The 26,505-nt window shown below is 58.8% G+C and carries 22 protein-coding genes; 12 read left to right on the top strand and 10 right to left on the bottom strand.

The window, feature by feature from the left end; genetic code table 11:
• Nucleotides 1-172 precede the first annotated feature (172 nt).
• Nucleotides 173-1,480: a carbohydrate porin gene (locus K227x_RS03920; RefSeq protein WP_218933762.1), complete on the top strand. Its 1,308-nt coding sequence runs from the start codon at nt 173-175 to the stop codon at nt 1,478-1,480.
• 40 nt (nt 1,481-1,520) lie between these two features.
• On the opposite strand, the gene K227x_RS03915 is transcribed toward K227x_RS03920, so the two are convergent.
• Complete coding sequence (locus K227x_RS03915) at nt 1,521-2,504, bottom strand: ROK family protein (RefSeq protein WP_145168158.1); 984 nt, start codon at nt 2,502-2,504, stop codon at nt 1,521-1,523.
• Nucleotides 2,505-2,743: 239 nt separating this feature from the next.
• Between K227x_RS03915 and K227x_RS03910 the strand changes: the two genes are divergently transcribed.
• The 5 genes from K227x_RS03910 to K227x_RS03890 all read left to right on the top strand — a co-directional run bounded on the left by K227x_RS03910 (nt 2,744) and on the right by K227x_RS03890 (nt 8,945).
• Nucleotides 2,744-3,358 (top strand): RNA polymerase sigma factor, encoded by a 615-nt coding sequence (locus K227x_RS03910; protein ID WP_145168157.1) that lies wholly within the window; start codon nt 2,744-2,746, stop codon nt 3,356-3,358.
• Nucleotides 3,351-3,953, top strand: coding sequence for a hypothetical protein (locus tag K227x_RS03905; protein WP_145168156.1), 603 nt, complete (start codon nt 3,351-3,353; stop codon nt 3,951-3,953). The genes K227x_RS03910 and K227x_RS03905 overlap by 8 nt, the downstream gene beginning before the upstream one ends.
• Entirely contained in the window at nt 3,943-4,617 is a 675-nt protein-coding gene (locus K227x_RS03900) for a hypothetical protein (protein ID WP_145168155.1), read from the top strand. The genes K227x_RS03905 and K227x_RS03900 overlap by 11 nt, the downstream gene beginning before the upstream one ends.
• A 185-nt stretch (nt 4,618-4,802) precedes the next feature.
• Nucleotides 4,803-7,595, top strand: a complete 2,793-nt coding sequence (locus K227x_RS03895; protein ID WP_145177230.1) for a DUF1549 and DUF1553 domain-containing protein — start codon at nt 4,803-4,805, stop codon at nt 7,593-7,595.
• Between the two features lie 45 nt (nt 7,596-7,640).
• Nucleotides 7,641-8,945, top strand: coding sequence for a DUF1501 domain-containing protein (locus K227x_RS03890; protein WP_145168154.1), 1,305 nt, complete (start codon nt 7,641-7,643; stop codon nt 8,943-8,945).
• Nucleotides 8,946-9,590: 645 nt separating this feature from the next.
• On the opposite strand, the gene K227x_RS03885 is transcribed toward K227x_RS03890, so the two are convergent.
• From K227x_RS03885 to K227x_RS03870, 5 genes are all read right to left on the bottom strand, one after another.
• Complete coding sequence (locus K227x_RS03885) at nt 9,591-10,418, bottom strand: hypothetical protein (protein ID WP_145168153.1); 828 nt, start codon at nt 10,416-10,418, stop codon at nt 9,591-9,593.
• 399 nt (nt 10,419-10,817) lie between these two features.
• Nucleotides 10,818-13,448 (bottom strand): [protein-PII] uridylyltransferase, encoded by a 2,631-nt coding sequence (gene glnD / locus K227x_RS03880; RefSeq protein WP_246146485.1) that lies wholly within the window; start codon nt 13,446-13,448, stop codon nt 10,818-10,820.
• A 109-nt stretch (nt 13,449-13,557) separates the two neighbouring features.
• Nucleotides 13,558-13,791 (bottom strand): hypothetical protein, encoded by a 234-nt coding sequence (locus K227x_RS30235; protein ID WP_218933761.1) that lies wholly within the window; start codon nt 13,789-13,791, stop codon nt 13,558-13,560.
• Between the two features lie 104 nt (nt 13,792-13,895).
• Nucleotides 13,896-14,234 (bottom strand): P-II family nitrogen regulator, encoded by a 339-nt coding sequence (locus K227x_RS03875; protein WP_145168152.1) that lies wholly within the window; start codon nt 14,232-14,234, stop codon nt 13,896-13,898.
• Nucleotides 14,235-14,394: 160 nt separating this feature from the next.
• Nucleotides 14,395-14,946 (bottom strand): cob(I)yrinic acid a,c-diamide adenosyltransferase, encoded by a 552-nt coding sequence (locus K227x_RS03870; protein ID WP_145168151.1) that lies wholly within the window; start codon nt 14,944-14,946, stop codon nt 14,395-14,397.
• Between the two features lie 136 nt (nt 14,947-15,082).
• Here K227x_RS03870 and K227x_RS03865 point away from each other — a divergent pair, with 136 nt between their 5' ends.
• Nucleotides 15,083-15,529, top strand: coding sequence for an NUDIX domain-containing protein (locus K227x_RS03865; protein ID WP_145168150.1), 447 nt, complete (start codon nt 15,083-15,085; stop codon nt 15,527-15,529).
• A gap of 1,348 nt (nt 15,530-16,877) precedes the next feature.
• Here the strand turns inward: K227x_RS03865 and K227x_RS03860 are convergent.
• Both K227x_RS03860 and K227x_RS03855 read right to left on the bottom strand, forming a co-directional pair.
• Nucleotides 16,878-18,671, bottom strand: coding sequence for a transglutaminase-like domain-containing protein (locus tag K227x_RS03860; protein WP_145168149.1), 1,794 nt, complete (start codon nt 18,669-18,671; stop codon nt 16,878-16,880).
• A gap of 80 nt (nt 18,672-18,751) precedes the next feature.
• Nucleotides 18,752-19,141: a hypothetical protein gene (locus K227x_RS03855; RefSeq protein WP_218933760.1), complete on the bottom strand. Its 390-nt coding sequence runs from the start codon at nt 19,139-19,141 to the stop codon at nt 18,752-18,754.
• A 91-nt stretch (nt 19,142-19,232) separates the two neighbouring features.
• Here K227x_RS03855 and K227x_RS03850 point away from each other — a divergent pair, with 91 nt between their 5' ends.
• Both K227x_RS03850 and K227x_RS03845 read left to right on the top strand, forming a co-directional pair.
• The gene (locus K227x_RS03850) at nt 19,233-20,018 is read left to right on the top strand and encodes a hypothetical protein (protein ID WP_246146484.1); all 786 of its coding nucleotides are present in this window, start codon (nt 19,233-19,235) and stop codon (nt 20,016-20,018) included.
• A gap of 162 nt (nt 20,019-20,180) precedes the next feature.
• Nucleotides 20,181-20,702, top strand: a complete 522-nt coding sequence (locus tag K227x_RS03845) for an NADPH-dependent FMN reductase (protein WP_145168147.1) — start codon at nt 20,181-20,183, stop codon at nt 20,700-20,702.
• 32 nt (nt 20,703-20,734) lie between these two features.
• Here the strand turns inward: K227x_RS03845 and nadD are convergent, their stop codons facing one another.
• A complete protein-coding gene (gene nadD, locus K227x_RS03840; protein WP_145168146.1) occupies nt 20,735-21,349 on the bottom strand; it encodes a nicotinate (nicotinamide) nucleotide adenylyltransferase in 615 nt (204 codons plus the stop codon).
• Between the two features lie 289 nt (nt 21,350-21,638).
• Between nadD and priA the strand changes: the two genes are divergently transcribed.
• Nucleotides 21,639-24,200 (top strand): replication restart helicase PriA, encoded by a 2,562-nt coding sequence (gene priA / locus K227x_RS03835; protein ID WP_145168145.1) that lies wholly within the window; start codon nt 21,639-21,641, stop codon nt 24,198-24,200.
• Between the two features lie 90 nt (nt 24,201-24,290).
• On the opposite strand, the gene pdxH is transcribed toward priA, so the two are convergent.
• Nucleotides 24,291-24,965 carry a pyridoxamine 5'-phosphate oxidase gene (gene pdxH, locus K227x_RS03830; protein WP_145168144.1) on the bottom strand — a complete coding sequence of 225 codons (675 nt, stop codon included), beginning with the start codon at nt 24,963-24,965 and terminating at the stop codon, nt 24,291-24,293.
• A 159-nt stretch (nt 24,966-25,124) separates the two neighbouring features.
• Here pdxH and K227x_RS03825 point away from each other — a divergent pair, with 159 nt between their 5' ends.
• Together K227x_RS03825 and K227x_RS03820 are read left to right on the top strand one after the other, a co-directional pair.
• Entirely contained in the window at nt 25,125-25,883 is a 759-nt protein-coding gene (locus K227x_RS03825) for a YqgE/AlgH family protein (protein WP_145168143.1), read from the top strand.
• A gap of 112 nt (nt 25,884-25,995) precedes the next feature.
• The gene (locus K227x_RS03820; RefSeq protein ID WP_246146483.1) at nt 25,996-26,394 is read left to right on the top strand and encodes a cold shock domain-containing protein; all 399 of its coding nucleotides are present in this window, start codon (nt 25,996-25,998) and stop codon (nt 26,392-26,394) included.
• Nucleotides 26,395-26,505: the final 111 nt, after the last annotated feature.

The raw sequence follows: 26,505 nt of genomic DNA, 5'->3' as shown, positions 1-26,505 counted from the left end.
TTTGCGAACAAAAACGCGGCCGAGGCCTCAGGAAAATCCAACTCGGCCTTGGAAATTAGCCGATTGCCCAAGACGAGGCCCTGCCACAGGGCGGGCGACACCCACGGCGCCGCAGACTCAAATTTCGCCCCGCCCGCTTCGCCGTTTCGCTTCCATGGATGGAATCAATTCGATGCCGACCAAATTTCTGGACATCCGACCGTTGTCCATCTGTTTCCTAACCCTCGCCTTGGGCGGAACGCTGACCCAGGCCGAGGACGGTTGCAGCGGCCTTGCCTGCGATACCGACCCCACCGCAGTCGCCGCGATGTCCTGCGTGGACCCACGGACCACACTGTTCGACGATTGCCTTGGCTTGCGATCGCCGATGGCCGCACATGGCATTTCAGTAGACGCCGATTCGACCATGTTCTACATGGGCGTGGTCGATGGCGGCCGTGACCGCGACTTCCGATTCGGCGGACACAACGACTATGTCTTCAACATCGACGCATCCAAAATGGGTGGTCCGGAAGGACTGTTCGTTAAACTTCGCGCCGAGCATCGGTTTGGTCAGTCGCTTGGCGACGCCACCGGTGCCCTGTTGCCGGCAAACGTGAATGCGGACTTGCCCGTGCGCGACAGCGAGGACGTGTTCCTGACCAACGTGTTGTTCACGCAGATGCTTTCCGAAACCTTTGGCGTGTTCTTTGGAAAACTGGACACTCTGGATGGCGACATGAATGCGTTCGCCCATGGACGTGGGAAATCGCAATTTTCAAACCAAGCTTTTGTCGCCACACCGATTGCGCTGCGAACAACGGTCTATTCAACCCTGGGTGCCGGTTTTGTCATCTTGGGCGAAGACCAAACCCCGCTGTTTCAGTTTTCGATCTTAAACGCGATCAACACCACAACGTCGGCGGGCTTCGATGAACTATTCGACGAAGGCGTCGTGCTGGCACCCGAACTGCGTCTACCGACCAATTTCTTAGGAATGCCCGGACACCAATTGTTTGGCGGCACGTGGAGCAGTCGCAACTATGCCGACCTCGCACAAGATCCTCGAATCATCCTGCCCAACGTACCGATCGATCGACAAAGCGATTCCTGGTCGCTGTATTGGAACTGTGACCAGTACCTGTATGTCGACCCATGCAATCCATCACGCGGCTGGGGCTTGTTTGCTCGCGCCGGTGTTGCCGATCCAGAAACCAACCCGGTCGAATCGTTCTACAGCGTCGGTATCGGCGGGAACAGCCTGCTGCGTCATCGCAGCGCCGACACCTTCGGTGCCGGTTGGTACTATGCCAAAACCAGCGATGAATTGGGACCGCTGCTAGGGACCGTCTTTGGTGATGGCCAAGGGATGGAAATGTTCTACAACGTGGCGGTCACCCCATGGCTGCACGTCACGCCTGACCTGCAGGTGATCGAGCCTGCCAACCGGAGGTTCGATACCGCCACCACGGTCGGCCTGCGTACCCAGATCATCTTCTAGAACGAATTGCTAGAAAGCGTGGGGGGGGGAGACGAGCTGTTTACTTCGCCGTCAATTGCGACTTGGCCCAAGCGGCTGCTCCCCAAACCCCGGCGTCGTCACCCAACTTGGCGGCGACGACGTCAAAGCGATCTTTGTAAACGCTCATCACGTTTGCCTTGGCAGTCTTCTTCACCGTGCCCACGATCAAGTCTTCCATCGCTTCGACCAATCCGCCGCCGAGGACGATTTTGTCGGGGGCCAGAATGTGGACGATGTTGACCACGGCCAGACCGATCACTTCGGCTGACTCTTCGACCAATCGTTTGATCGCCTTGTCACCGTTTTGAATCGAATCGGCAATCGCGCCGCTGCGAATCTCTGACAGATCGGTGCCCGTCTTCTTGGCCAGGTACGGGGCGTCGCCGCGGAATGCGGCTTTGGCGGCTTCGGCCGCGATCGTCAACCGACTGGCTTCGGATTCGACGGTTCCCGACATCGAGATGCCGCTGGCGCGGATACTGCTGCTGATCCGGGTGTGCCCGATCTCCATGCAACTGATGCCGGCTCCCTGCAGGATTTTGCCTTCATAGACGCATCCGCCGCCGACGCCGGTGCCTGGGAAGATACCAACGGCACATCGCGCATCCTTGGCCGCCCCGAATTCGTATTCGCCGAACACGCCTGCGTCGACATCGTTGACGACGACCACCGGACAGTCGAACTTCTTTTTCAAGAACGCACCGATTTCAACGTCGTCCCAACCTAAGTTTGGCGTCGTCAAAATCCGGCCCTTGACCAAGTCGATGGGCCCGGGGCAACCGATCCCGATTCCGGCAATCTGTTCGCGATCCAAATTGCTTTCGTCCAACATCCGAGCGATCGTGGATGCGATCCGTTCGACACCGCTATCGGAACCTTCGCGTCCGCGAGTCTTGCGACGGCGGCGACCGAGTTCTTTCCATTCATTGTCGTAGGCAATCGACAGCATCTTGGTGCCGCCAAGATCGAATCCGATCCAAATGTTCTTTTCTTTCTCGGCCATCGAAGAGGCGATCCAAGTAAGGGAGGCTACGGGGGGGGGATCACCGTGCGAATCCGGTGCTCCCGCTATTGGAAAATGAAGGTAAAAATTTCGCCTGAAGAGACAGCAACCAACGGCCAGCTTCAACCCGTCTTGTCGTCTATCTTGATGGGCTCGGCCCGAAAAATCTTTTCCGCCGACGAAATAATCGGATACTGGTGCGCATCTAGCCACTGTCACACGACGAGTGATCCGCCGAATTGCCCAACGAAGAATCATCGCCGAATCCCCCAGATGCCGACGACGGGAATGAATCCCCCGCTGAATCGGTGGGGGGAAACCGTGGTTCTACCGAGAGTTTTCAGCAGATTTTCGACGACATCTCCGGTGGGCTCCGACGTTTTTTGGCCAGCCGCCTACGGCAAACCGCTGATGTCGACGATTGCCTGCAGTCGGTTTTTTTGGCAATGACCCAACATGGAGACACCGTTGCGCCGGCCGCCCGACGGGCGTGGCTGTTCCGTGTGGCAGCCAACGAGTCCGCCAAATTTTGGAGAAAACAGTCGTCGACCGAAAAAATGATCGCCGCACAAAACCCACGTGAATCGATCGACCAAGATCCTGCCCTGCCGATCATTCACGACGAAGCCCGCCAAGCGGTCCAGCACGCCATCGAAAATCTATCGCCGACCTACCGCGAAATGATCGAACTGCGAATCAATGAAAACCTGACCTTCCAACAAATTGCCGACCAACTGAACATCCCCATCGGGACCGCCCTGACTCGCATGCGACGCGCCCTGCAACGGCTTCGCGACGACCTGGCCCCAGAAGATGCCTCTAACCCAAATCAGCCGCGACGAAAGCATGAATGACCTGCCCTCGATCTGCTGCCAATACCTACTTGGCGAACTCAGCGGGGATGATCTCGTTGCATTCGAAGATCAATTGGCGACCTCGCCCACGGTGCAAGACGAACTGCTGCGGCAATCGGATCTGTTGTTGATGATCGCCCCGCAGGATCCGACAACCACGATCACGTCACCACCGACGACGCAGCAACGAACCGTTCCGGGCCTACGCCCGCTGGCGGCCACGGCGCTCGCATTGGCGGCGTCCTTGGCAATCGTGGTTTCCGGATGGCTGTTCCAGACGAACGATTCGTCCGAAGAACTGCAGATCGCTCAGGCGTGGGCTAGCAGCCTCTCGTCGACCACCGCAACCACCGAACCAGCCTTTGACGATGACTTGCTGTCGATCGAAACAACCGAAATACCCGAAGACTTTGCTTCCATCGAAATCGACGAAAGCTCCGCGCTGATCGACGACGGTGATCCGGACGACCAATCGTTCGGCTGGATGTACGTCGCTGTTGCCGCCGCGGACGAACAACCGGATTCCAGCGCTGCCCCATCAGATCGCAAGTCATCAGATCGCAAGTCATCGAAGGACAGTCGTTATGGAAGCTAGACAACTGCCGCCGTCCGGCTTTCCGGCCAAGATCTCCGCCCTGATCGGCATCGCTGCGATGACGCTAGTCATGACAAGTTTTGCCGCCGCAATCGAACCGGCCAACCGCAACAACTCGGCCACCCCGACCGGCCCGGTTGCCCAAAAACGTGCCGCTGTTTCCGAAGCGGTCCGCCCCAGCGCTGACGAAATGACTCTGGCAGAATCCCGAGCCCGACGGATTGTATCGAAGCATCTTCCCGAGCTACGCGGCATGCTGGATCGACTGCGTCAGCGAGACCCAAAACACTACGACCGAGCCGTCCGCGACCTGTCCCGATGGGCCAGACGCTTGGAAACCGCCAAGAAACGTGGCGAGCAATCTTACGACATCGAACTGGCATTATTGAAATCCGAAATCGCTGTGAACTTGTTGACCGCCAAACTGAAGGTGCGTGACAACCCAGACGATCGCAAACAGTTACGTGAAGCCGTGGAATCACTCGAACACAGTCGGCTGGAACGCGCCCGCTATGACACCAACCTATTGCGGGAACGAATCGAGCGAACGCAAAAACTACTCGCTGCCGCCGAGGAACGGATCCGCACGATGGAATCCCGCTCTGACGCTGACCGCAACGCCACCTATACCGAACTGCTCCGCAAAGCCGGACGCAAGGAATGATCACGGCCAATCCGTTGTCCTGATTCGCGGCTACCGACTCAGCATTCCCCGTCCATTTTGACACGTTTGCAAATCGCCCCCCTGCCCTGCCCTGCTGCTGTTCGAAAACTTCGCTGCCCTGCCCTCTGACCGATGACCGATTCATGAAGCCGATGCATCTGAAAACACTGTTGTGCCTGATCGCGATGGGTCTGGTTTCCACCGGTCTGTTGGTTAGCTCGCAAGCTCTCGCTGATCCAGTCTCACCGTCCACCAAGATCGCCGATCGATCGCTACCGTCATCAACGATCGATGGCAAAGCACTGGATCCGCTTAGCAAACGGTTCGCCACATCCGCCACGGACGAGGTGCCTGATTTCCAGCGCCACGTCGTGCCGCTGATGGGCCGACTCGGTTGCAACGGCCGAGCCTGTCATGGATCGTTTCAAGGCCGGGGCGGATTCCAGTTGTCGCTGTTCGGTTACGACTTCAGTGCCGACCATCTGGCGTTGCTGGACGATGCCACGGGACGCGTCGATGTGAACGATGTCGACGAAAGTTTGATCCTAGCCAAACCGCTGGATGCCGATCTGCACGAAGGTGGCAAACGATTCGATGCTGGCAGTTGGCAACACCACGTGCTGCGTCAATGGATCGCAAAGGGCGCCCCCTACACCAACCAAACCCCACAGACACTGACCCGGCTTGAAATCACTCCCGCCGAGATCCGTTTTGGTGGCGCCGGCGAATCAATCCACTTGCGTGCGGTCGCGCATTGGCAAGATGGATCCAAAGAAGACGTCACCGAACTGTGTCGTTTCAGTTCGAATGACGATTCGATCGCAGCAATCGACAAAGACGGGCTGCTTCAATCCGGCGAAACCGGCGATACGCATGTCGTGGTCTATTACGACAACGCGGTCGTGCCCGTCCCCGTCATGCGTCCGGTCGGATCGACCACCGATCCGACGATCTACGATCATCCCATTGACCGGCTGGTCGTCCAGAAACTGAACAAACTTGGCATCCAAGCGGCCGGCGATTGCACGGATTCGGAATTCATCCGCCGCGCATCGTTGGACATCACCGGCATCCTGCCATCGGCTGACACCGTCCGCGAATTTCTGTCCGACACTTCGCCGGACAAACGCGAAACTCTGATCGACGAACTCCTGGATTCGCCCGGCTACGCAGCCTGGTGGGCCACCCGTTTGTCGGACTGGACCGGCAACAGCGACGAACAACTCAACAACGTGCTGCCGATCCGAAGCGTCGCCGGCAAGCTGTGGTACCAGTGGCTGCGAAAGCGACTGGAACTGAACGTCCCCTACGACGAATTGGTCGAAGGAATCGTTACCGCGGAAAGTCGCCAATCAGGCGAAAGCTATCGCGACTATTGCGAAGCGATGACGAAGGCCTGCAAACCTGGCAACGAAGAACTATTCGCCGAACGCGAAGGGCTGCCGCTGTACTGGGCCAGAAGGAATTTCCAAACCCCCGACGACCGGGCGATCGGTTTTGCGTACACGTTTTTGGGAGTTCGGATCGAGTGCGCCCAGTGCCACAAACACCCGTTCGACCAGTGGTCCAAAGACGATTTCGAACAGTTTTCGAAAGTGTTCTCTCCGATCCGCGCCAACGCCAACCAAGTCGCCAACGAAAACCGAAAGGTCCGTGACGAACTGCTGGCCGAAATCACCGACGGAGAGAAACTGACCGGCGGTGCCCTGCGGCGCGCCGTCTATTCGGCCGCTGGCGACGGCAAGGTCGTCCCATTTGGTGAACTGACCATCAACACCCGTGGTGCGTCCGACCGCGTCCTGAAGGCTCGTGCGAAGGCCAAGAAAAACGGTCAAAAGCTAAAACCGCTGAATCTTCCCACTGGCAAAATCCTAGGCCAAGCGGAACCGATCACGCTGGACAAAGACCCGCGTCCGGAACTGATGGCGTGGCTCCGGTCGCCCGACAATCCATACTTTGCCAAGGCGATCGTGAACCGAGTCTGGAGCAACTATTTTGGCATCGGGATCGTCGATCCGTCGGACGACATGAACCTTGCCAATCCACCCAACAACGCAGCACTGCTGGACGATCTATCGCAGCAGTTCATCGCCAACGGTTATGACCTCCGTTGGCTGCATCGGACGATCACCACCAGCCAAACTTACCAACGCAGCTCGGAAACCAATCCGACCAACGTCCGTGACCAGACCAATTTTTCGCGGCATGTGCCGCGACGATTGCCGGCCGAAGTGGTTTATGACGCCGTCATCCTGGCAACCGGATCGGACAAACAGGCCGAACAGATGCGGACAGAACTGGATTCGATGGCGATCGCCGATGGCAAACCCCGCCTTCGCAACCGCCAAGACTTTGCGTTGGAAGTGTTTGGGCAATCCATTCGCGAATCGAACTGTGATTGCGATCGCAGTGATTCCCCCAGCTTGTTGCAATCGATCTACTTGCGAAATGATTCCGACATGTACAAGCGGCTGGCCGCCAAAGAAGGCTGGGTTCAGCAAGCCTGTCGATCGCTGGGCGTCGATGGCCCCAACGAATCGGCGGACCCGCAAGCGATGGCGATCCAGCGGCGAGCGATCGAGATGCAAGCGCAATTGATCCAACGTGTCGAGCAGTTCGCTGCTCTGAAACCACAGCAAAAGAAACGCGTGCGTCCGCAGATCAATCGAGAGTACGAACGGATTTCCAAGAAGTTCCAACAGTACGGGTTCGCAACACCCACGCTGGCGCAACTGATTGCCGATCCGAATGCGTGGGAATCGATCCAGACAAAGAACAAGTCCGCGCAAAGCAACGCCAAGATCACTTATCCGCAGCTGGTCGAAGAAGCCTACCTGCGAACGCTGAATCGTTTCCCCGACGATGACGAAACAAAGATCTCGATCGACTTCATCCAAGAATCCAAGTCACCATCCGATGGATTGCAATCGCTGCTGTGGGCATTGGTGAACACGAAAGAGTTCATCATCAGTCACTAACGCCACGTCCACCTTCTCCACTTCCTTAGCCCGAGAACCACGCTGATGAAATTCAATCGTACTTGCGACGGCGTCTCCCGACGCGACATGCTTCGCGCCGGCACCCTCTCGATCGGCGGACTTTCCCTTAGCGGTTACATGAAGATGGCCGAGGCTGGCCAGGTGGCCCCTGGGCACGCGACCCGCGCCATCTTTATCGAACTGCCCGGTGGGCCATCGCATCTGGACACCTTCGACATGAAACCCGAAGGTCCCAGCGAGATTCGCGGGTCGTTCAAACCGATCAAAACCAACGTGTCCGGTATTGAGATCAGCGAACACTTACCCAACCTGGCCAAGGTGGCCGACAAGTTCGCGATTCTGCGCGGCGTCAGCCACACACTGGCGGCGCACCGGTTGGGGCAAGAGTACGTCAACACAGGCAGCAAGCCGATTCCGGCGCTTCAGTACCCGAGCTTTGGTTCGGTGCTGGCCAAGGAACGTCCCAGTATCCCCGAGATTCCTAGCCAGGTTGCGATCCCCAAGGTCGCCCAAGGTCCAGGATTTTTAGGCATTCGATACGCTGCCCTGGAAACCAACTCGACGCCCAACTTTGGCCAACCCTATTCGGTCCGCGGCATCTCGCTGCCCGGCGGGGTCGGTGTGGACGAAGTCAAGCGGCGACAAAGCCTGCTGAAGAAACTGGATCGCCGGTTTGCGGACCTTGAAAAGGACGATCAGCTGCTGGACGGATTGGATCGCTTCGGTGAACAGGCCTATTCGATGATCACGTCACCGAAAGCCCGTGACGCGTTCGACATCAGCAAAGAACCCGATAGCTTTGCCCGCCAATTCGGCGAAACCTCGTTCGGCCAAAGCTGCCTGCTGGCGCTGCGACTGGTTGAATCGGGCGTCCGGTTGGTCAGCCTGCAGTTGGGCGGATGGGACACGCATACCGACAACTGGACCAAGCTAAAAGACAACAACCTGCCCAAACTGGACGAAGGATTGGCCGGGTTGCTGATCGGGCTAGAACAACGCGGGCTGCTGGAATCCACCGCCATCTACGTGACCGGTGAATTTGGACGCACGCCGAAAATCAACAGCCGCAGCGCCGAAGGTGGACGTGACCATTATCCACGGTGCATGTTCATGCTGATGGCCGGCGGCGGAGTGCGCGGCGGCCAAGTGATCGGCGAAAGTGATGATTCGGCCGCCGGCCCCCGTCACGAAGCGATCACCCCAGACGATGTCGCGGCCAGTTTCTATCACAACCTAGGAATCGACCCGACCTTGGAATACGACACCAACACCGGTCGCCCCATCACCCTGGTCCGAGACGGCAAGATCATCCAGCAATTGTTCAGCTAATCGCGGTATCCAGCATTCACACGGCCGATCAGCCGTTTGGCATAGCGGCCGCCTGTGTGAATCCGCTTTCGCATTTAGGTGTTAGCCGCTTAGGCGATCACCCCGGTTCGTGCATGACGAAATCGGATTCAATCCAAAGTCTCGACGTCTGTCGATCGAGTGAGCCGCTGGGCGTGAGCGCCCGGCAATCCCCCAAACGCCCGTGGTCCTATGGCCAGCGGCCCGCGATTGCCGGTGAGAGTTCGACTCAGTCAACAAACCGCCAAGAAGGTTTCGGTGCCCCACAATCCTAGGCCGAAAGTCTTGGCGACTTCCGCTACGAAATTGAAGGCTACGCGGCGATTGAAGGCTACGCGGCGGGCACCGACAGACGTCGCGGACGAGCCAGACGGACACGTGATGCGTCGATCGCAATCGTGTCAGCGCATAAGAGAAGGGCCATGGTGAAGCCCTCCCTGCCTCACCATGGCCCATCAATGCTGGAACGATGGCACCGATCGTTCCACCCTCCCAATCCATGGTACCCCTTTGATCGGCAATCGATCCGGGTCGCCTACAGTCGAAGTGGTTGGGAGAGTGAGTTTTTTTGTAGCGGGCGTGACTCGCAATGCTGCACAAACTCCGCCGGAAGGACTCACGCTGCGGCTAGTGAGCGTGGACGCTGTCACAGCCGCCGTCACATCCCCCCTGACAGGCACCGCCGCAGTCTCCGCACGCTGGGGGAAGAATCGAGGAATGGAATCGGTTGCGATTCTTGAAGCAATCGCAAGTGCCGTGCGTGTGCTTGTGACAGGCAGGGCAAGGCCGTTGATATCCGTCCCAGACGTTGGTGTTGCACTTTTGGCTCATAAAGTACTGACGCAGCGAGGACGTCGGCAGGTTGGGCGCGGTGCGAGGCACGCAGGGACGGGCCGCTTGGTGCCCCATTCCACAGCCACCCTGTCCGCAAGAAGCGTGACCGCAGGCGCCGTTGCCGCAAGAAGAAATCTGGTCACAAGCACCGCTGGCGCAACCACATCCGTCGCAACCGGCAGCCCCGTGTTGATGGCCAAATCCGACGGCATAGGTCGGCACGTGTTTGCCAGGCGAGTTCATCTCTTGCAGTGCGAAGGCCGCATTCAAATCCACTCGTTCCGCCGCATTCTTGGCGGCCTGCGGATCGACCGTAGCGATGGGATCCTGCAGAGAGGCGCGGGCCTGAGCCGGCCCCGTTTCGGGCATCGTCAAACCATCGGGAACCGGCCGCAGTTCCATCATGGCGTCATTGGCGGCCAGGCTTAGGCCGGCGGGGCCGCTCAGAGAGAGACCTTGGTCGTACGCCGACGAAAAATCTTGAGGTGCAGCGATGGACGGTGACGGCGTGCCGCCGAAGCTGAGGTCGGCTAGCAGGGCGTCGAAATCGTTCTTTGCCGAAGAAACGTTTGCGAAGATGGCCAGGGCGGCGAGGGCAAGAGCGTGTGCGGAGAATCGCATCGGCGTGACTTCCTTGTTCAGTGGATCGATCGGAGGGTTTGTGCGGGTCCGGTCAACTCTGCGACACTTTGGTCTCCTTGCCGAATCGTCACGTGACGCCGGCGATGACCATCAGTTGCGTTGATCGCGTAACAGAAATCCCGTTGAGTTGCCGGTCATTGGAAGACACGGCTCGGGGTCGGCAGGATCCGTCGGGCGATCGCGGTTGATGAACCTTTCAAGCCTTGCCGCGCTGTCAACACCTGGCAAGAAGTTTTCATCGATAACCAGTCAGGAAGCAAAGTCGACGATTGCAAAATCGTGACGACACCATCGCCTTCGTTGACCCTTGCGAAACAAAAAGTTCCGCTAAACCGAAAAGCTTGCCAACGACCATCCAGTGGTCAGACGGCTGTCCCGCTAGCTGACAACGTCCAACAGAGCCGCACGAACCTGCATTTGCCGATTCGGGTCGGTTAACTTGGTCCCGTCGACCTCGTGAACATAGAAAACGTCCGCGACCTGATCCAAGTGAGTATCGATCTTGGCAAAGGACAAAACCAAACGTTGATCGGCCAGTGCCGATGCGATTCGGTACAACAACCCGACTTCGTCGTACGCAAAGAAAGAAACGATCGTGTATCGGTCGACCGTGTCGTTGTCGAACACCACCTTCTTGGGCAGCACGTTCACGCTGGTCGGTTCGACCTCGCTGGTGGGTTTCCAAGTGGTTCGAAAACGCGGCAAGGGTTCGTCGGGGTTGTCCAGCAAATGACAGACTCGTTGGCTGATCTGATCGGTGCGGTGCTGAGGCGTTTCGCCTTCGGGATACTCCGGGTCGATCACCCAGAAATGGTCCCAAGCAAAGTCACCAACCATTTCGATCTGCGCTCTTAGAATCGCCAAACCGCTGGTCGCCAACGCACCAGTCGCTCGCGAGAACGTGCCGATGGAATGACGCTGTTCGTGCCGGATCACGGTGTAGCGCATCGCCTTGATCGCCTCGTCGAACATGGCCAGACAAAGCGTGGGCTGCTGGTCGTCACCGCGGCTGGCAACAGCCAAAATCTCCGTCGCCAATTCATCGGGTTCGCATCGGCTTAACAACGACAGCGGCATTTGGCTTAACAATTCGCTTGCCATCGGAGGCGCCGAACGTTGCTCCAGCACCTGTGCCACGCGTTGCCGAGTTTCGTCGATCTCCGGATCGCTGGGACTGCCCGGCAGGTCCCCCGAATCGAAGTATCGACGGGTGCGTTTATACAAATCTTCGATCAGGCTTAACTTCCAATCCGTGGCGACGCCGGGACCGACCGCGATCAGGTCGGCAACCGAATGGACCACCAACAATTCCAAACGCCGAATCGAACCGACTTCGGCAGCGAAGGAAAGCACGATCTCGGGATCGCTAAGGTCGTGACGGAACGCGACCACGTTGACGGCCAAGTGCTTCAGCACCAACCATTCCAAGGTTTCGCCGGTCGCCGAATCCAGATTCAATCGCTTGGCAGTATCCCGCGCGATCCGGGCACCCACGATGCAGTGATCCTCTTCGTATCCTTTGCCGATGTCATGGATCAGCAGCGCCAGATGCAACAGCCGCTTGTCATCGATCCGCCGATATCGACGCCCCATCCCGCCGGGGTCATCTTCCATATCCGTCGCCGCTTCGATCGCCAGGATGCTGTGCGCGTCGACGGTGTATTTGTGGTAGGCATTGAACTGCAACAACCCTCGCATCCGTCGGAATTCGGGAATCAACTGTTCGATGATTCGCAATTCGTGCAACCGTCGCAACAGCGGCGCCAATCGACCGGGACGGCTAAGCAACGACAGAAACGCTTCGATCGATTCGGGGTCCGGTTGTGTTGGCGCACGATCCTGCATCACCGTCCGAATCGCTTGCCATGTATGGTGCGAAATTCGACGGCGATGTTGGTTCGCCAAACTCATCAGATTCAGCACGTCGGGCAAACTGGACGCAAACGCATCCAGCGCGTCGTCGCGAACCCAAATGTGCGTCGGCCCCATTCGAATTTTGTCGTCGATCTTACGCGACAACACTCGTTCGACCACGCGATAAACCAGGGGGCGACTGCGTGCGTCGTCGGCAAAGTAGGCGGCCGCATACCGCACGTTGCGGGTCTTGTCGAAGTAGTCCTGCATGAACTGTTCGACCGGCAACACTCCCTCGGTGCCGACATACCCCCACTGCTGTGCAATCTCCATTTGGGCGGGACGGTCCAGCACGTCTTGTGACTTGCCTTCGCGAAAATGGATTTCGTTTCGCAGTCGCAGCATGAACGTGTAGGCCTGACGAACGTTGCGATAGTCGTCTTCGGGAAGGGCCCCCAATTTCAATAGCCGGTCCAAGTCGGTTTCGCCGTAGCGAGCGAACCCGATCCAGCGAATCAGTTGAATGTCCCGAAGCGCGCCACGCGACCGTTTGACGTTGGGACGAAGCAGATAACTGGTTTCGCCCCACTTGGTCCGTTCTTCCCGACGGGCTGCCACGATGTCGTGGATGATCCGTTTGCTGCGTCGCATCGCACCATGGCGAAACGCATCGAAATATCGTTTGTAAAGCTGCAAGCTGCCTGCCAACAAACGCGACTCGGCTAGCGAGGAGTAGACGATCGGATCCACCCACGCCAATCGACACGCCTCGGACGCCGATCGAATCGACAGCCCTGGCTGAATTCCCGAGTCCCCCAAGTCCCGTGTCAGATAGCCGGCGATCTTCATCGCCAGACTCTCGGAACTTTGCGTCGTCAGCAGCATCAAGTCGGCGTCCGAATAAGGCGCCAAATCGCGACGCCCAAAGCCACCATGCGCGATCAAGCACAGGCCACCCAAACGCGGATCGGTCGCATATTCGCGAACCGCTTCGTTCCAAATATCCAGCACGACATCGTCGTACAGATCGGCAAGCAGCGTCGACACCTGGGTACCCGGCGTCCCCGAACGATGCTGTTGAAACGCTTTCTCACGTCCTTCGCTTAGCAGTTCGCGGGAACGCAGGACGATCGAACGCATCGACAGGTTGGGCACGACGGTCTGTGTCCGAAGAGAAAAGAAGCGGCCCCAAGCCCAACGTCACCTGACTTCGATGACCACGCCGGTGGATTGAGTTGCCGGATAAGATTGGCGCGGGTTGCAGTCAGCCGGCGGAGCAAGCGTGCGGTTGCAAAAGGACGGCGTTCAACCAGACCGCTGACACGGTTCCGATCGAAAGCCGATGGCATTCGATGCTGGCCCTCGAATCGATCGGGATCGCCACACTGGACGCATCCCGCACATCAAGCAGGTTCGTCGCTCGGGTGGCTGCCGCCGCTTCGATGTTCCATCCACCGGTTGCCGAAATCGGGGGGTCAGCCTGGACTGCCCCGATCAACGCTAGGCTCCTGATTCGCCGACACAGAACCTGCGACCGGAAAGGTTTTGGATGCCTAACAATGTATTTGGCCCCAACTTTCATGGGGGGGGAGAACCAGACGCTTACAGTGCGTCTTCGCCTCGTTCGCCGGTACGGATCCGGATCGCGTCTTCCAAATTGGTGACGAAAATCTTGCCGTCACCAATCTGGCCGGTTTGGGCGGTTTGCAAAATGGTATCGACAACCGTTTGCAGGTTTTCGTCCGTACAGGTCACTTCGATCTTTACCTTAGGGACGAAATCAATGGCGTATTCGGTGCCACGGTAGATCTCGGTATGCCCTTTCTGGCGACCAAAGCCACGCACTTCACTGACCGTCATCCCGTGGATGCCCTGATCGGTAAGGGCGTTTTTAACATCCTCGAGCTTGAAGTGACGGACAATGGCTTCGACTTTTTTCACGATCGTACCTCGGTCGGTGGCTTATTTTTTTCCAGCACGGCTTGCCAACGTGTCACTGCGAACACCGCCGTTGGAGGGCGATTCGCAGCTAACGGAAGCGCATTGTACACCCGAAACGGCTTGCATCTAGCCTAGCGGCCCGATGCCCAGCAGATCCTGGCTAGGTTGGACGGACCCAATGAACTTCGGCGATCCCAGCATGGTGATTGACGGCCCGGGTCAGCACGAACAACAGATCGCTGAGCCGGTTCAAATAGACGATCAATTCTTGGGAAATCTCCGCTTCATGGTGTCCAATCAACGTCACCACACGTCGTTCAGCCCGGCGGCAAATCGATCGGGCTAGGTGCAACGTGACCGCGGCGGGGTGCCCGGCGGGCAGAATGAAATTTTTCAGCGGCGGCAAAATCGACTCGTGCTGGTCTATCCATCCCTCCAACCGCTCGATGTGCGATGCCGAAATGATCCGCATCTCGAACGCATCGGGATCCGGAGTGGCCAGTTCTGCCCCAATCGAGAACAATTCATGCTGAATTTGTTCCAGTTGCGAATCGATTTCGTCACCCACCCCGGCCGCGCGAGCCATCCCGATGGTGGCGTTCAGCTCGTCGACTGTGCCGTAGGATTCGATCCGATCATCATCTTTGGACACACGCGGTCCGCCAAACAATCCCGTGCTGCCCGTGTCACCGGTTCGCGTATAAATTTTCATCGCTGCTCGTTACAAGAAGAAGGTCGCTCTAAGGAAGCCAACCTTAAGATGGAAAGTCGCCGGCGAAAACGCCCATCGACGCTGATCGTTGTATTGCACTGTTGCCCGCCGGAAAGTCCCCCCTACCAGAAATATCATGAAGAAAACTCCTGGCCAAACGGTCCGCGCTGCCGGAATCCTGCTGATCTGCGACCGAGATCGCCCCACGCAGTTCCTGCTGATGCGTCACAAGGACCGCTGGGATTTACCCAAGGGACACTGCGAGAAAGACGAAACGTTCCAGCAGACAGCACTTCGCGAAACCGAAGAGGAAACCGGGATCGCGGCCGACCGGATCACGCTGGACCCCACGTTCCAATTCGACCTGCAGTATCAGGTCCGGTACAAGAACACCGGCGACACTCCGCTGGACAAACACGTCCGCTACTTCATCGGATACGTTGGCCAGGCTTGGCCGCTGACGTTGACCGAACATGAATCGGCACAGTGGATGGCGTGGGCACCACCGACAGCCCCCATCCAGTCCGAAACCATCGATCCTCTGCTGGCCGCCGCCGCCGAGCACCTAGCCGCCAGGAAATAGGCTCGGCTATCGCGGGTGGTGCCCACGCTGCGAAACGAAAACTCACGCACCGTCATCCGGTGTGGTTCGTTTCACCGCGTGCCCGTCGGGCCGCGCGTTGATGGTCCGGCGCTCGGGGCGTTGCCCACGCGGTGAAACGATGATTCACGCTACGTCATCCGGTGCGGTTCGTTTCACCGCTACGACATCCGGTGTGGTTCGTTTCACCGCGTGCCCATCGGGCCGCGCGTTGATGGCCCGGCGCGCGGGGCGTTGCCCACGCGGTGAAACGATGATTCACGCACCGTCATCCGGTGTCGTTCGTTTAACCGCGTGCCCATCGGGCCGCGCGTTGATGGCCCGGCGCGCGGGGCGTTGCCCACGCGGTTAAACGAAGGATCACGCACCGCCATCCGGTGTGGTTCGTTTAACCGCGTGCCCATCGGGCCGCGCGTTGATGGTCCGGCGCGCGGGGCGTTGCCCACGCGGTTAAACGATGATTCACGCTACGACATCCGGTGTGGTTCGTTTAACCGCGTGCCCACCGGGCCGCGCGTTGATGGCCCGGCGCGCGGGGCGTTGCCCACGCGGTTAAACGAAGGATCACGCCACGACATCCGGTGTGGTTCGTTTAACCGCGTGCCCATCGGGCCGCGCGTTGATGGCCCGGCGCGCGGGGCGTTGCCCACGCGGTGAAACGATGATTCACGCTACGTCATCCGGTGCGGTTCGTTTAACCGCGTGCCCATCGGGCCGCGCGTTGATGACCCGGCGCGCGGGGCGTTGCCCACGCGGTGAAACGATGATTCACGCTGCGTCATCCGGTGTGTCTCGTTTAACCGCGTGCCCATCGGGCCGCGCGTTGATGACCCGGCGCGCGGGGCGTTGCCCACGCGGTGAAACGAAGGATCACGCTGCGTCATCCGGTGTGGTTCGTTTCACCGCGTGCCCGTCGGGCCGCGTGTTTTGCCCCGGCGCGCGGGGCGTTGCCCACGCGGTTAAACGATGATTCACGCTACGACATCCGGTGTGTCTCGTTTAACCGCGTGCCCATCGGGCCGCGCGTTTTTGGCCCGGCGCGCGGGGCGTTGCCCACGCGGTTAAACGATGAATCACGCTACGTCATCCGGTGTGTCTCGTTTAACCGCGTGCCCATCGGGCCGCGCGTTTTTGACCCGGCGCGCGGGGCGTTGCCCACGCGGTGAAACGATGATTCACGCTACGACATCCGGGTGTCGTCCGTTTAACCGCGTGCCCATCGGGCCGCGCGTTTCTGGCCCGGCGCGCGGGGCGTTGCCCACGCGGTGAAACGAACCAGACGCTGACACGCAAACGGCGAATCGATCGGACGATCGACTGACTCGCGGGGCTAGTACTGCGCTCGCAAGACTCGCAGATCCATGCGTCCGATGGCGTTGAAGAATGGCACGAACGACTCGTATTCGTTTCCGCCACCGGCCAAATCGGTGGTCGCCAATGCGATGCGGTCTGCCGACGCGACTCCGCCCTCGGTGGGATCCAGGTGAATCCACTGATTGTCGGCGTAGGCCAAAACCCAGACGTAATACACCAATCGAGGGTTGGATTTTTCGTCAGCGGGCGGCTGATACTTCAATCCGACCGCTAGGCGCGAGGGGATTTTGCGAGCACGCAGCATCGCTGCCAACAGGACCGATCGTCCCGTCACGTCCCCTGCCCCGTCGTTGGCAACTTCGCTGGCACGCACCAATCCGCCCGGCGACTTTCGGTTGATGATCAAACGCTTGACGGTTTGCGCCAGTTCAATCGCGGCTTCTGTGTTGGTCAGTTTCCGTTTCACCAGGGCCGCATCGGCGTAACGTTTGACCAGGTTCGCACCGGAATCGACGAAGTGGTTCGAACGCGTGTCACCGGCGGCGGGTTCCAGTTCGACGGTTTCAAACTTCTTCAGATCCTGTTCCTGTTTTCGGCTGATCAAAAGCTGAAAACTTCCATCCCCCATGTCGCGGATCCATTGGCCGGGAACCGGTTGCAGCGAAACCTCTTTGCCTGTGCGGGCGGACGCTGCGGTAGGCGCCGCCGTCATCGCGACACGGACCGCATCGCCCGGCCGCTCGATGATTCCGTCGATCGGCATTTCAACCACACCTTCGGTGTCGGCAAAGGCGGCCTTCACCGTCGCTTCGTCCGTGCGGTAGGACAACAGATTGATCCCAGGCGAGAACGTTCGCACGATGGCCCCGTTGTCGTCGGTCCAAAATGTCAGATAGGACGCCGGTTGGCCATCGACTTGAACCTCGTAGTTGATCTCGATCAGTTCGGCCAACGATTGGTCCATCAACGGGACCGACGCCTTCCCGCTGCAACGCAGTTTGGCAGTGGCGACTTCGAACTGTCCCGGCAACAGTAGCCGCATGGTTCGAACTTCGTTCTCTTCCGTCAGCGGCTTGGTCCGCAGCGACTGTTCGATCGCGACCAACCCACGATTCGCTGGTGACCAAGCGATCGATTTGGTTTTCTTTGTACTGCCGCGCACCGTCTCGATCAGAAAGTTGGCGCCTTCGAGCTGCCCGCGAGTGGTGGTCAACACGGGTCCCACGAACAACTTGCTTTCGAATTCCAGCATCGATCCACTACGGGTCTCGCTGCTGGTCTGGATCAATCGCTGCAGGGTCCGTGCTTTCCCTTGATTGACGTACAGACTGTTGTCCAATCGATAGCTGACCTTGTCACCGTCTTTCCCTTCGGCAACGACGTGGTTGTATCCCACCGCTTGGCCGCGGACAAAAAACAGGTCCCACGATTCCCAGTCTTCGCTGAACGGGTCGATCGGAACTTCATTGCGGACGGTGCTGGGATTGCCATCGATCCCCACCGCATCCTCGGTTCCCGAATCGGAAGTCGATGGGGGCGACAAATCTGCAACATCTTCGGGGGACAATGGCGGCCGCTTGGGAATGTCACAGCCGACAAAGAAGCATGCAACGACGGCGATGCAGGCGATCGACCAGCCCATTTTCCATCCACGAGATGTCCGGCGGGACCGATCACTTGACGCGTTGGACGCCACGCCGCCGACTTCGGCAGCCTGAACTTGTGGGGCGGTATGTATCGGCGCGGCGGTCGGCAAAAATCCGGCGGCGACGGCCCATGAATCGATGCGTGTCTGGATCAATTGAATCACAACAAGACCAGCGTCGTTTGTCGACGCGGTACCCCAGGAAAAAAGATGCGATGAGATTCGACCCGATCATTCGGCCACCTTCACAACGCCAACCAAGCTTGGCGAGCGGATGAGGGGACAATCTGCGATTCAGCCAATCGGCCAAGTCGCCTGTCGGATCGATCCGTCCAGTATAGCCAAGCCATGCCCGATCCGATCAGGGCGGTTGGAAGAAGATCCCCGCGACCGCGAATCCCACCCACGGCTCCTGCTGTCGACCGTCCCTGTTTCCGACCGTCTTGGGCCGGCCCCTCCTGGGTCCCGATCGGGATCCCTGGCAAAGCGTGTTCATCGATGACCACGTTGAATCGCAGAATCAACCGATGACGGGTTTTCGCAACCATTCGCCGATTCAAGGGCGGTCGCTTGTTGCAAAACGTCTTCATCCGATCCGGTCCGATTCGAACGGCTGGATCGATTGCACGGATCATTTCGAATGTTCGGGGGCAGGTTGATGAGGTTGCGATTGGTTTCCCATGATCGGGAATGCCCAGCCCATAAGTTGACCTAGCGTTGTTGTAGATGATCGGCCGCAAGGTCGACGGAATCGGCACAGCCGTTTCTGGACAACATTTCTCAGGATACGAGACCGGATTCACCATGGGCTTTCTAAAACGCATCCTTCGTGGCGGCGTCACCGAAGACTCGCTTCGCAGCGTTTCGGATGGAAGTTTCGAAACGTTAAGTGACGAAGACCTGCAAGCCCACATGGGTATACGCAGCTACGGTGCCTTCGAACTGACCGATGCGATTCGCCCGTCATACGACTTGCAAATCGTTCCCCGCCAAGGGTTTCGTCACGACGAATATGTCGACGAAGCCAGCGGTTCGAAAACTCCAGTGATCATGGCCTCGGCCACTCGCGACAGTCTGATCGATCTTTTCCTAGACTTGATCGAACCACTCGGCAGCGTCGTGGACGTCGTGCTAGAGACCAGTCATCGAGCCGGCGGCGGACACGAAGACCTGTACCGCGAACACATCGACATGCCGGTGTTGAAGAGCATTCTGCTAGAGTTCGAAGACTTGCTGCTGCATGACGGTTGCACCGGGATCGCGGTGATCAACCCGACCAAACGGCAGGAAGTCCAGTTGGACGAACACAAGCTGTTGATCGCCTATGGGCAACCGCTGAAACCTTTCGAATCGGTGCTGATCGACGGCGACGTCTACCCCGAGGAAGACATTCGTTTCATCACCGAAGCGGAACACGTCCACAGCAGCAGCGAACGGATGTATGACCAGTTCAGCATCCTGAAGAATCGGCTGGGCATGGACGGCGAAGAATTCGCCGAAAACGGCTGGTAAGCGTCCCACCCGCCTCGGCCGGCATCGCTGGCCTTGGGGGGCACCACGATTCGCTCCGCTCGACAGTCCCGCGACTCTCTGCGAGCATTGCCAATGCCCGGCGTCTGATGCGCCGGACATTTCCTTGGCATGTTGAATCAATCGTCGAATCGGTGGACGCCCATGATTTTGGTCCTCAGCTCATCTTTGCATCCCGACAGTCGCAGCCGCATCCTGGCTCGCGCCACCCTGGCCCGACTGACAGAAATCGGCGAGGACACGGACTGGTTCGACCTGGCCAGTACTCCGCTGCCCCCCTGTGACGGCGCGACCGCCTACGGCGATGCCAACGTCCAGGACCTGTCCAAGCGGATTCACCAGGCCAACGCCGTCCTGATCGCTTCGCCGGTCTACAATTTCGACGTCAACGCCGCCGTCAAGAACGCTGTCGAATTGACCGGGAAAGCCTGGACCGGAAAAACGGTCGGCTTGATGCTGTCCGCCGGTGGCCAGGGCAGCTACATGTCCGGGATGGGATTGGCCAACAGCCTGATGCTGGACTTTCGTTGCCTGATCGTGCCGCGATTTATCTACGCCACAGGCGAATCGTTCGAAGGCGACCAACTGGCCGACGAATCGATCCAACAACGCGTCAACCAATTGGCCGACGAAACCGCGCGGATCGCTCGAGCTTTGGCGAGCTGAAAAGCTGGCGAACACCGCCAAGGGTTGGTCGATCAGCTGCGATAAATCGATTCCGCCGAAATCATCGCCGCGACCGCCGCTGGCACCCGATAGCGAATGCTTTGCCCGGCCCCGATCCGGCGACGTAGTTCACCGCTGCTGATTTCGATCACCGGCATTGGCACCACGCACTGTTCGGCCCGGCGAATTTTTTCGGGCGTGGCCAAGGATTCCAGAACGCCAAAATCGATTTTCGGATCACCGCCGCGTTGGATCACCGCCAAGTCGACCAGATCCAATAATCGCTCGGGTTCGTGCCAGCGATCAAAACTGGCCAACGAATCGCTGCCGATGATCAGCACCAATTCGTCGTCCGGTTGCTCGCTGCGAATCTGGGCGATCGTGTCGACCGTATAACTAACATCGCCGCGGCGAATTTCGCGATCATCCACGACGAAGGACGGGTTCCCCGAAACGGCCAATCGCAACATTTGCAACCGATGTTCGTCCGAAGCCGTCGGTCCGGACGGTTTCAGCGGCGACGTGGCTGTGGGAATCCAGAGCACCTGATCCAGCGAAAGTGATTCGCATGCCGCATCGGCGATCCAAAGATGCCCGATGTGGACCGGATCAAACGACCCACCGTAGATCCCTATTCGCTTAGCCAATTTCTCGCTCCTGTGCCCAAGTACTAGCCGTTTCAGCGTGTCTGGACTGCAAAACGTCCCATCCGTACCGGACCAACCGGGCTGCGGCGGTTCAGCCCATGGCCGCCAATCGACCTATTTCAGCATATCGAATTGACCAGACTTGTCAGCATCGTCGTCGACGATGGCCATAGTGACCGTTCATCGGCACAAATCAGGTGGCCCATCACTCGTCGGTTCCGAAAGTCCTAGGGGATTCAGTATGTTGACGGATCAATCATCCCTTCCCATCCACCCCTGCCCGACGCACATGCCCGGCCCTTCGCGCCCCAATGACCGAAACAGCGGCGACCGAAACAGCGGTGACCGAAACAGCGGCGACGAAGCTGGCGATGTCCGCTCGGACCTGGACAATCTTGCCCCCTGGGACGGACCGGCGGACTCCGATCAACCGGCCCCGCCGCTGGATTTCCAATCGCTTGGCAAGGCGGATGCGGACGACCGCAGCGATTCGTCGGATGACGTTGACCCCTTGGCCGTTCCGGATCCCGAGAAACAAAAGGCGGTCGCCAGCGGTCCATCCCAGGGCGAACTTTTCGAAACCGCTCCGCCCCCCTGGGAACTAGCCGTCCAGGACGATATCGCCACCGCCAAGGTCGTCTTCAGTGAGGCCCCCCACGGACCGTACGACTACCGGATCCCGGACGACATGCGTGACGTGCTGGAAGCCGGCATGCGCGTGCGAGTGCCTCTGGGGCGACGTCGCCAACCCACCACCGGTTGGTGCGTCGAAACCAAGATGGGATCCGCCGCATCGCGAACGTTGAAGGACATCGCCGAACTCGTCGACCAGGATCCGCTGTGCGATCCGCCACTGGTTCGATTGGTGTTATGGATGAGCCACTACTATCAGGCGCCGGCGGGCCAAGTCTTTGACGCACTGATCCCGTCCAGCGTCCGCAGCGGGGCCGGCACCCGCGAACGAACTTACTTTACCCCCAATACATCGTTGATCGACGACGCAGTCATCGAAGGACTGCCCAAGAAACAGCAGGCGGTCCTGCGATTCCTGATCGCGGCGGCACGCCCGATGACATCATCCCAATTGATGGTCGAAGCCGCCTGCACGTCCGGTCCCATCAAGTCGCTGGAAAAGAAAAACCTGGTCCGACTTGAAACCCGCCGCGAGATGGCCACTGCTGCGCCGATGCGTTGGAATCTAGGGGATGGCGAAGTCGAAAAGAGCCACTCGCTAACGGACGACCAATCCAATGCGTTGCAGCGGATCGTGGCCGCGGTCGATTCCGAGAAAGGAAAAACACTGCTGCTTCACGGTGTCACCGGAAGCGGCAAAACGGAAGTCTACATTCGCGCCATCGAACACTTGGTCAAGTTCGGCCGCAGTGCGATCGTCTTGGTCCCCGAGATCAGCCTGACTCCACAAACCCGTGGTCGGTTCGAAAGACGGTTCAATTCTGTCGCGGTTCTGCACAGCCAAATGACGCCGGCCGAGCGACACTTCCAATGGCAACGCATTCGTACCGGCGACGTCCAAGTCGTCGTCGGACCTCGCAGCGCCGTGTTCGCACCGCTGCCCCACTTGGGAATGATCATCCTGGACGAAGAACATGACGGTTCGTTCAAACAGGACACCACCCCTCGCTACCATGCCCGCAAGGTCGCCCACGCCCGCGCCATGTCGTTGGGTGTTCCGCTGGTCCTAGGCAGTGCGACCCCATCGATGGAATCGTGGCATGCCTGCACCACCGGGCACGCAGAATTAGTGCCGATGCCTTCGCGCGTGGGCAATCGCCCGATGCCCGATGTGCAACTGGTCGACCTGCGAGTACGCGATGATCGCACATCGGGATCGATCAGCCGTCCGCTGCACCGGGCGGTCGAAGAAACCCTTCGTGACCCCGGCGGCCAAGTGATCTTGTTGCTCAATCGTCGCGGATTTGCCACCACGATTCAGTGTCCTTCGTGCGGCCATGTCGTCGCCTGCCCCGATTGCGACATGCCGCTGACCCACCACCGTGACGGTGGCAAAGCGGTCTGCCACTACTGCGATTACACGATCGCGACTCCACCCTGGTGCCCGGCCTGTCGATTCGACGGCATCCGATACGGGGGACTGGGGACCCAGCGATTGGAAGTCGAAGTGAAAGCTCGCTTTCCCGATGCCCGCATCGCTCGCATGGACAGCGACACGATGAAACGTCCGGGCAGCCACCAACGTGTGCTCTCCGCATTCCGCAGCGGCGAAGTCGACATCCTGCTGGGCACCCAAATGATCGCCAAAGGTCTGGACTTTCCCAATGTCCTGCTGGTCGGTGTGATCAATGCCGACGGTGCCCTGCACTTCCCCGATTTCCGCGCCTCCGAACGCACTTTCCAACTGGTGACCCAAGTCGCCGGCCGTACCGGCCGTGGGGATCGTGGCGGGCGAGTGGTCGTACAGACGTTTACACCGGAGCATCCGGCGATCCAAGCGGCATCACGACACGATTACGAACAGTTCGCGACCGAAGAAATGGTCAATCGGCGAAAGTTCAATTATCCGCCGCTGGGCAGTGTCGGACGCATCATCATTCGCGGTGCGGTCGAAGACGTCACCGAAGCCACCGCCGAATCGCTGTTGGGCCGACTGGAAGCAGCCCGGAACCAGCTCGGTCACGAAGTGCGAATCCTAGGACCGGCGCCGCCGCCGATTTCCAAACTGCGGGGCAAGTATCGATTCCACATTCTGTTGCAGTCCGTCGAAGCGTCGCACCTGGGCGATACGATTCGACGCGCTGTCGAAACCTTTACGATCCCGGAAAAAGACGATGTCCAATATGTGATCGACATCGACCCGATGGACATGCTGTAAAGCAAACCAGAGAGGACGGATCGCAAAAGGGGTGACCGCACGATCCATTGTTCGCAAAGCGTTTCGGGAGCCCCTTTGTTCGCAAAGCGTTTAGGGAGCCAGACGAGTGATCGTCCACTGCCCATCTGCCTGCTGATCCGGTGACGACGGTGACTCGGACCGCCGATAACAAATGCGGTCATGCAATCGGCTTGGTCGGCCCTGCCAAAATTCGATCTGGCAAGCGGTCACTTCATAACCGCCCCAATGGGCCGGACAGGGCACTTCGCCGTTTTCGTACTGAGCCTGCAGATCTGCCATGCGGTGTTGCAGCCAATCATCGCTTTCCACTTCGGCCGACTGCGGGCTGACGTTGGCGCCCAACTGACTCGATCGCGGACGCGACTGAAAGTACGCCTCGGAAACATCGCGTGGGGACTGTGCGACCGTTCCAGTGACTCGCACCTGGCGTTCCAGGTGTGGCCAGAAAAAGCAAAGAGACACATTCGGATTGGCTGCGATTTGGCGGCCCTTGGTCGAATCATAATTCGTAAAGAACACAAACTTGCCATTTTCGACCGACTTCAACAGCACGATTCGCGACGTGACGTTGCCGGATAAATCGGCTGTCGAAAGCGTCATCGCGTTGACTTCCAACCAATCCGGCAAATCCTCCTGTTTGGCTTGCTCGAACCATCGCGTGAACTGAACCATCGGGTCCGGATCCACGTCCTGTCGATGGAGCCCCGCTTTGGTGTAATTCTGGCGCATATGGTGGATTGTCATGGCTTCGGCGAGTCGTTGCTCGCCCCCCCATCAATGGACTTTACGGAACACGATTTTTGCACTCCGGCCGCTCTTTGGCGCGCCGGTTGCCTCGTTTTGTAGTTGCCTTCACCAAAACTGCCAAGCTGGCAGTTGATTGTCACCCCACTTGGGATACCAATGATCGAGTCATTTTCCGAAACGCCATTCATCGGAACGCTGTTGGTCGCATCTTCGTTGGTCGATGATCCGATCTATTCGCAAGGCGTCTGCCTGATCGTGCACCAGGATGCTGAACAGGTGATCGGTGTGATGCTGAACCGACCGCTGAAACCCAGCCCCGAAGCATTGATGGCAATGCTAGGAAAAGGCGGAGCGCCAAAGTCGTTGCCATCCACGTCCCGGCTGCCGTCGGCTGAAAATGAATCGGCGGGGAATGAATCGGCTAGTCACGATTCGGAAGACCATGCGGCTGTGGGCCAGGATGCACCAAGCGGAGCTACCGACGACGATGCGGGAGCCCGCGACGGAGATCCCGAAACCGGGATGATCCATCCGCTGTCACTGAAAAACCTCGGCAAAATCCACTTTGGTGGCCCCCTGTCGGGTCCGGTCGTTGCCCTGCACCGAGACGCGAATTTTGCGGAATCCGAACCTGGGACGGGCATCTATTTGGCCGCCCAGAAGCAGCACCTCGAAAATCTGCTCAGCCAATCGTCCCCGGATTGCCGGCTGATTGTTGGCCACCTGCGCTGGGACGTCGACCAATTTGCCGCTGAAATCGAAGCCGGGTATTGGCATTTGGTGCCCGCGACCGCAGAAACCGTATTTGCATCGTCCGACGACATGTGGCGGGGCGTCATCCGCCGCGGAACCGCGCATTCGGTGGCAGGTTGGATTGGGACCGCTGACGTAATTGGGGCAGCGGAGCTAAACTAGGATTCACCTAGGTGGGCATCGCCTTGCCGAACGATCCAGCCGTCCCCCGCCCTGGCTCTCGTCGCTCGCCCTCGGTGGAGCCCGACCGAACCTCTGATCGAGACCCTTTGCAGTGCCAAGACACGACGACGAAGATACCCCACCAGCCAAGAAATTTCGCATCCAGCGTCGCCGTCTGGGCAAGATCATCCAGATGCGACCTGATGGAAGTTTTGGCTTCATCGAAGCCGAAGACTACCGCGAAGATGTCTTCTTTCATAAAGACGTCTGGGACGGGCGAGTCCAGCGGCATGGTCGGGAAGTCCGCTTGCTGCCCGAAGAAGGCATGTGGGTGGAGTTCGAATTGGACGAAGTGAAATTTGAAGTCGAAAAGCGGCTTCGCGCACTGGTCGTCCGCCCCACCAATCGCCCGATCGGTCGCAAACTATCCGGACGTGATGCGACCTTCAAGATCATCATGCACCACCCCAACGCAAAACGAAAACGTCCCACCTGGCGCAACAAAGAGTAAGGACGCCCCGTCGTGGGAATCGCCAGAATTCCGCAGCTGGCGAAAAGGACTTCTGGCGAAGCCCACTACAAAAGTGTGGCGAAGCAACATGGGCTATCCCGCCCGATCGTT

This window comes from Rubripirellula lacrimiformis (assembly GCF_007741535.1).
Lineage (GTDB): Bacteria > Planctomycetota > Planctomycetia > Pirellulales > Pirellulaceae > Rubripirellula > Rubripirellula lacrimiformis.
Note: the sequence above shows the minus strand (reverse complement) of the source record. Positions and strands in the feature narration are given on the sequence as shown.

Coding starts and splice junctions, on each gene's coding strand:
- K227x_RS03870 (WP_145168151.1), bottom strand. CDS start 14,946: ATGAAAATTTATACGCGAACCGGTGACACGGGCAGCACGGGATTGTTT.
- K227x_RS03865 (WP_145168150.1), top strand. CDS start 15,083: ATGAAGAAAACTCCTGGCCAAACGGTCCGCGCTGCCGGAATCCTGCTG.
- K227x_RS03850 (WP_246146484.1), top strand. CDS start 19,233: ATGATCGGCCGCAAGGTCGACGGAATCGGCACAGCCGTTTCTGGACAA.
- K227x_RS03900 (WP_145168155.1), top strand. CDS start 3,943: ATGGAAGCTAGACAACTGCCGCCGTCCGGCTTTCCGGCCAAGATCTCC.
- priA (WP_145168145.1), top strand. CDS start 21,639: ATGCCCGGCCCTTCGCGCCCCAATGACCGAAACAGCGGCGACCGAAAC.
- K227x_RS03920 (WP_218933762.1), top strand. CDS start 173: ATGCCGACCAAATTTCTGGACATCCGACCGTTGTCCATCTGTTTCCTA.
- K227x_RS03885 (WP_145168153.1), bottom strand. CDS start 10,418: ATGCGATTCTCCGCACACGCTCTTGCCCTCGCCGCCCTGGCCATCTTC.
- K227x_RS03890 (WP_145168154.1), top strand. CDS start 7,641: ATGAAATTCAATCGTACTTGCGACGGCGTCTCCCGACGCGACATGCTT.
- K227x_RS03895 (WP_145177230.1), top strand. CDS start 4,803: ATGGGTCTGGTTTCCACCGGTCTGTTGGTTAGCTCGCAAGCTCTCGCT.
- K227x_RS03915 (WP_145168158.1), bottom strand. CDS start 2,504: ATGGCCGAGAAAGAAAAGAACATTTGGATCGGATTCGATCTTGGCGGC.
- pdxH (WP_145168144.1), bottom strand. CDS start 24,965: ATGACAATCCACCATATGCGCCAGAATTACACCAAAGCGGGGCTCCAT.
- K227x_RS03845 (WP_145168147.1), top strand. CDS start 20,181: ATGATTTTGGTCCTCAGCTCATCTTTGCATCCCGACAGTCGCAGCCGC.
- K227x_RS03855 (WP_218933760.1), bottom strand. CDS start 19,141: ATGATCCGTGCAATCGATCCAGCCGTTCGAATCGGACCGGATCGGATG.
- K227x_RS03905 (WP_145168156.1), top strand. CDS start 3,351: ATGAATGACCTGCCCTCGATCTGCTGCCAATACCTACTTGGCGAACTC.
- K227x_RS03825 (WP_145168143.1), top strand. CDS start 25,125: ATGATCGAGTCATTTTCCGAAACGCCATTCATCGGAACGCTGTTGGTC.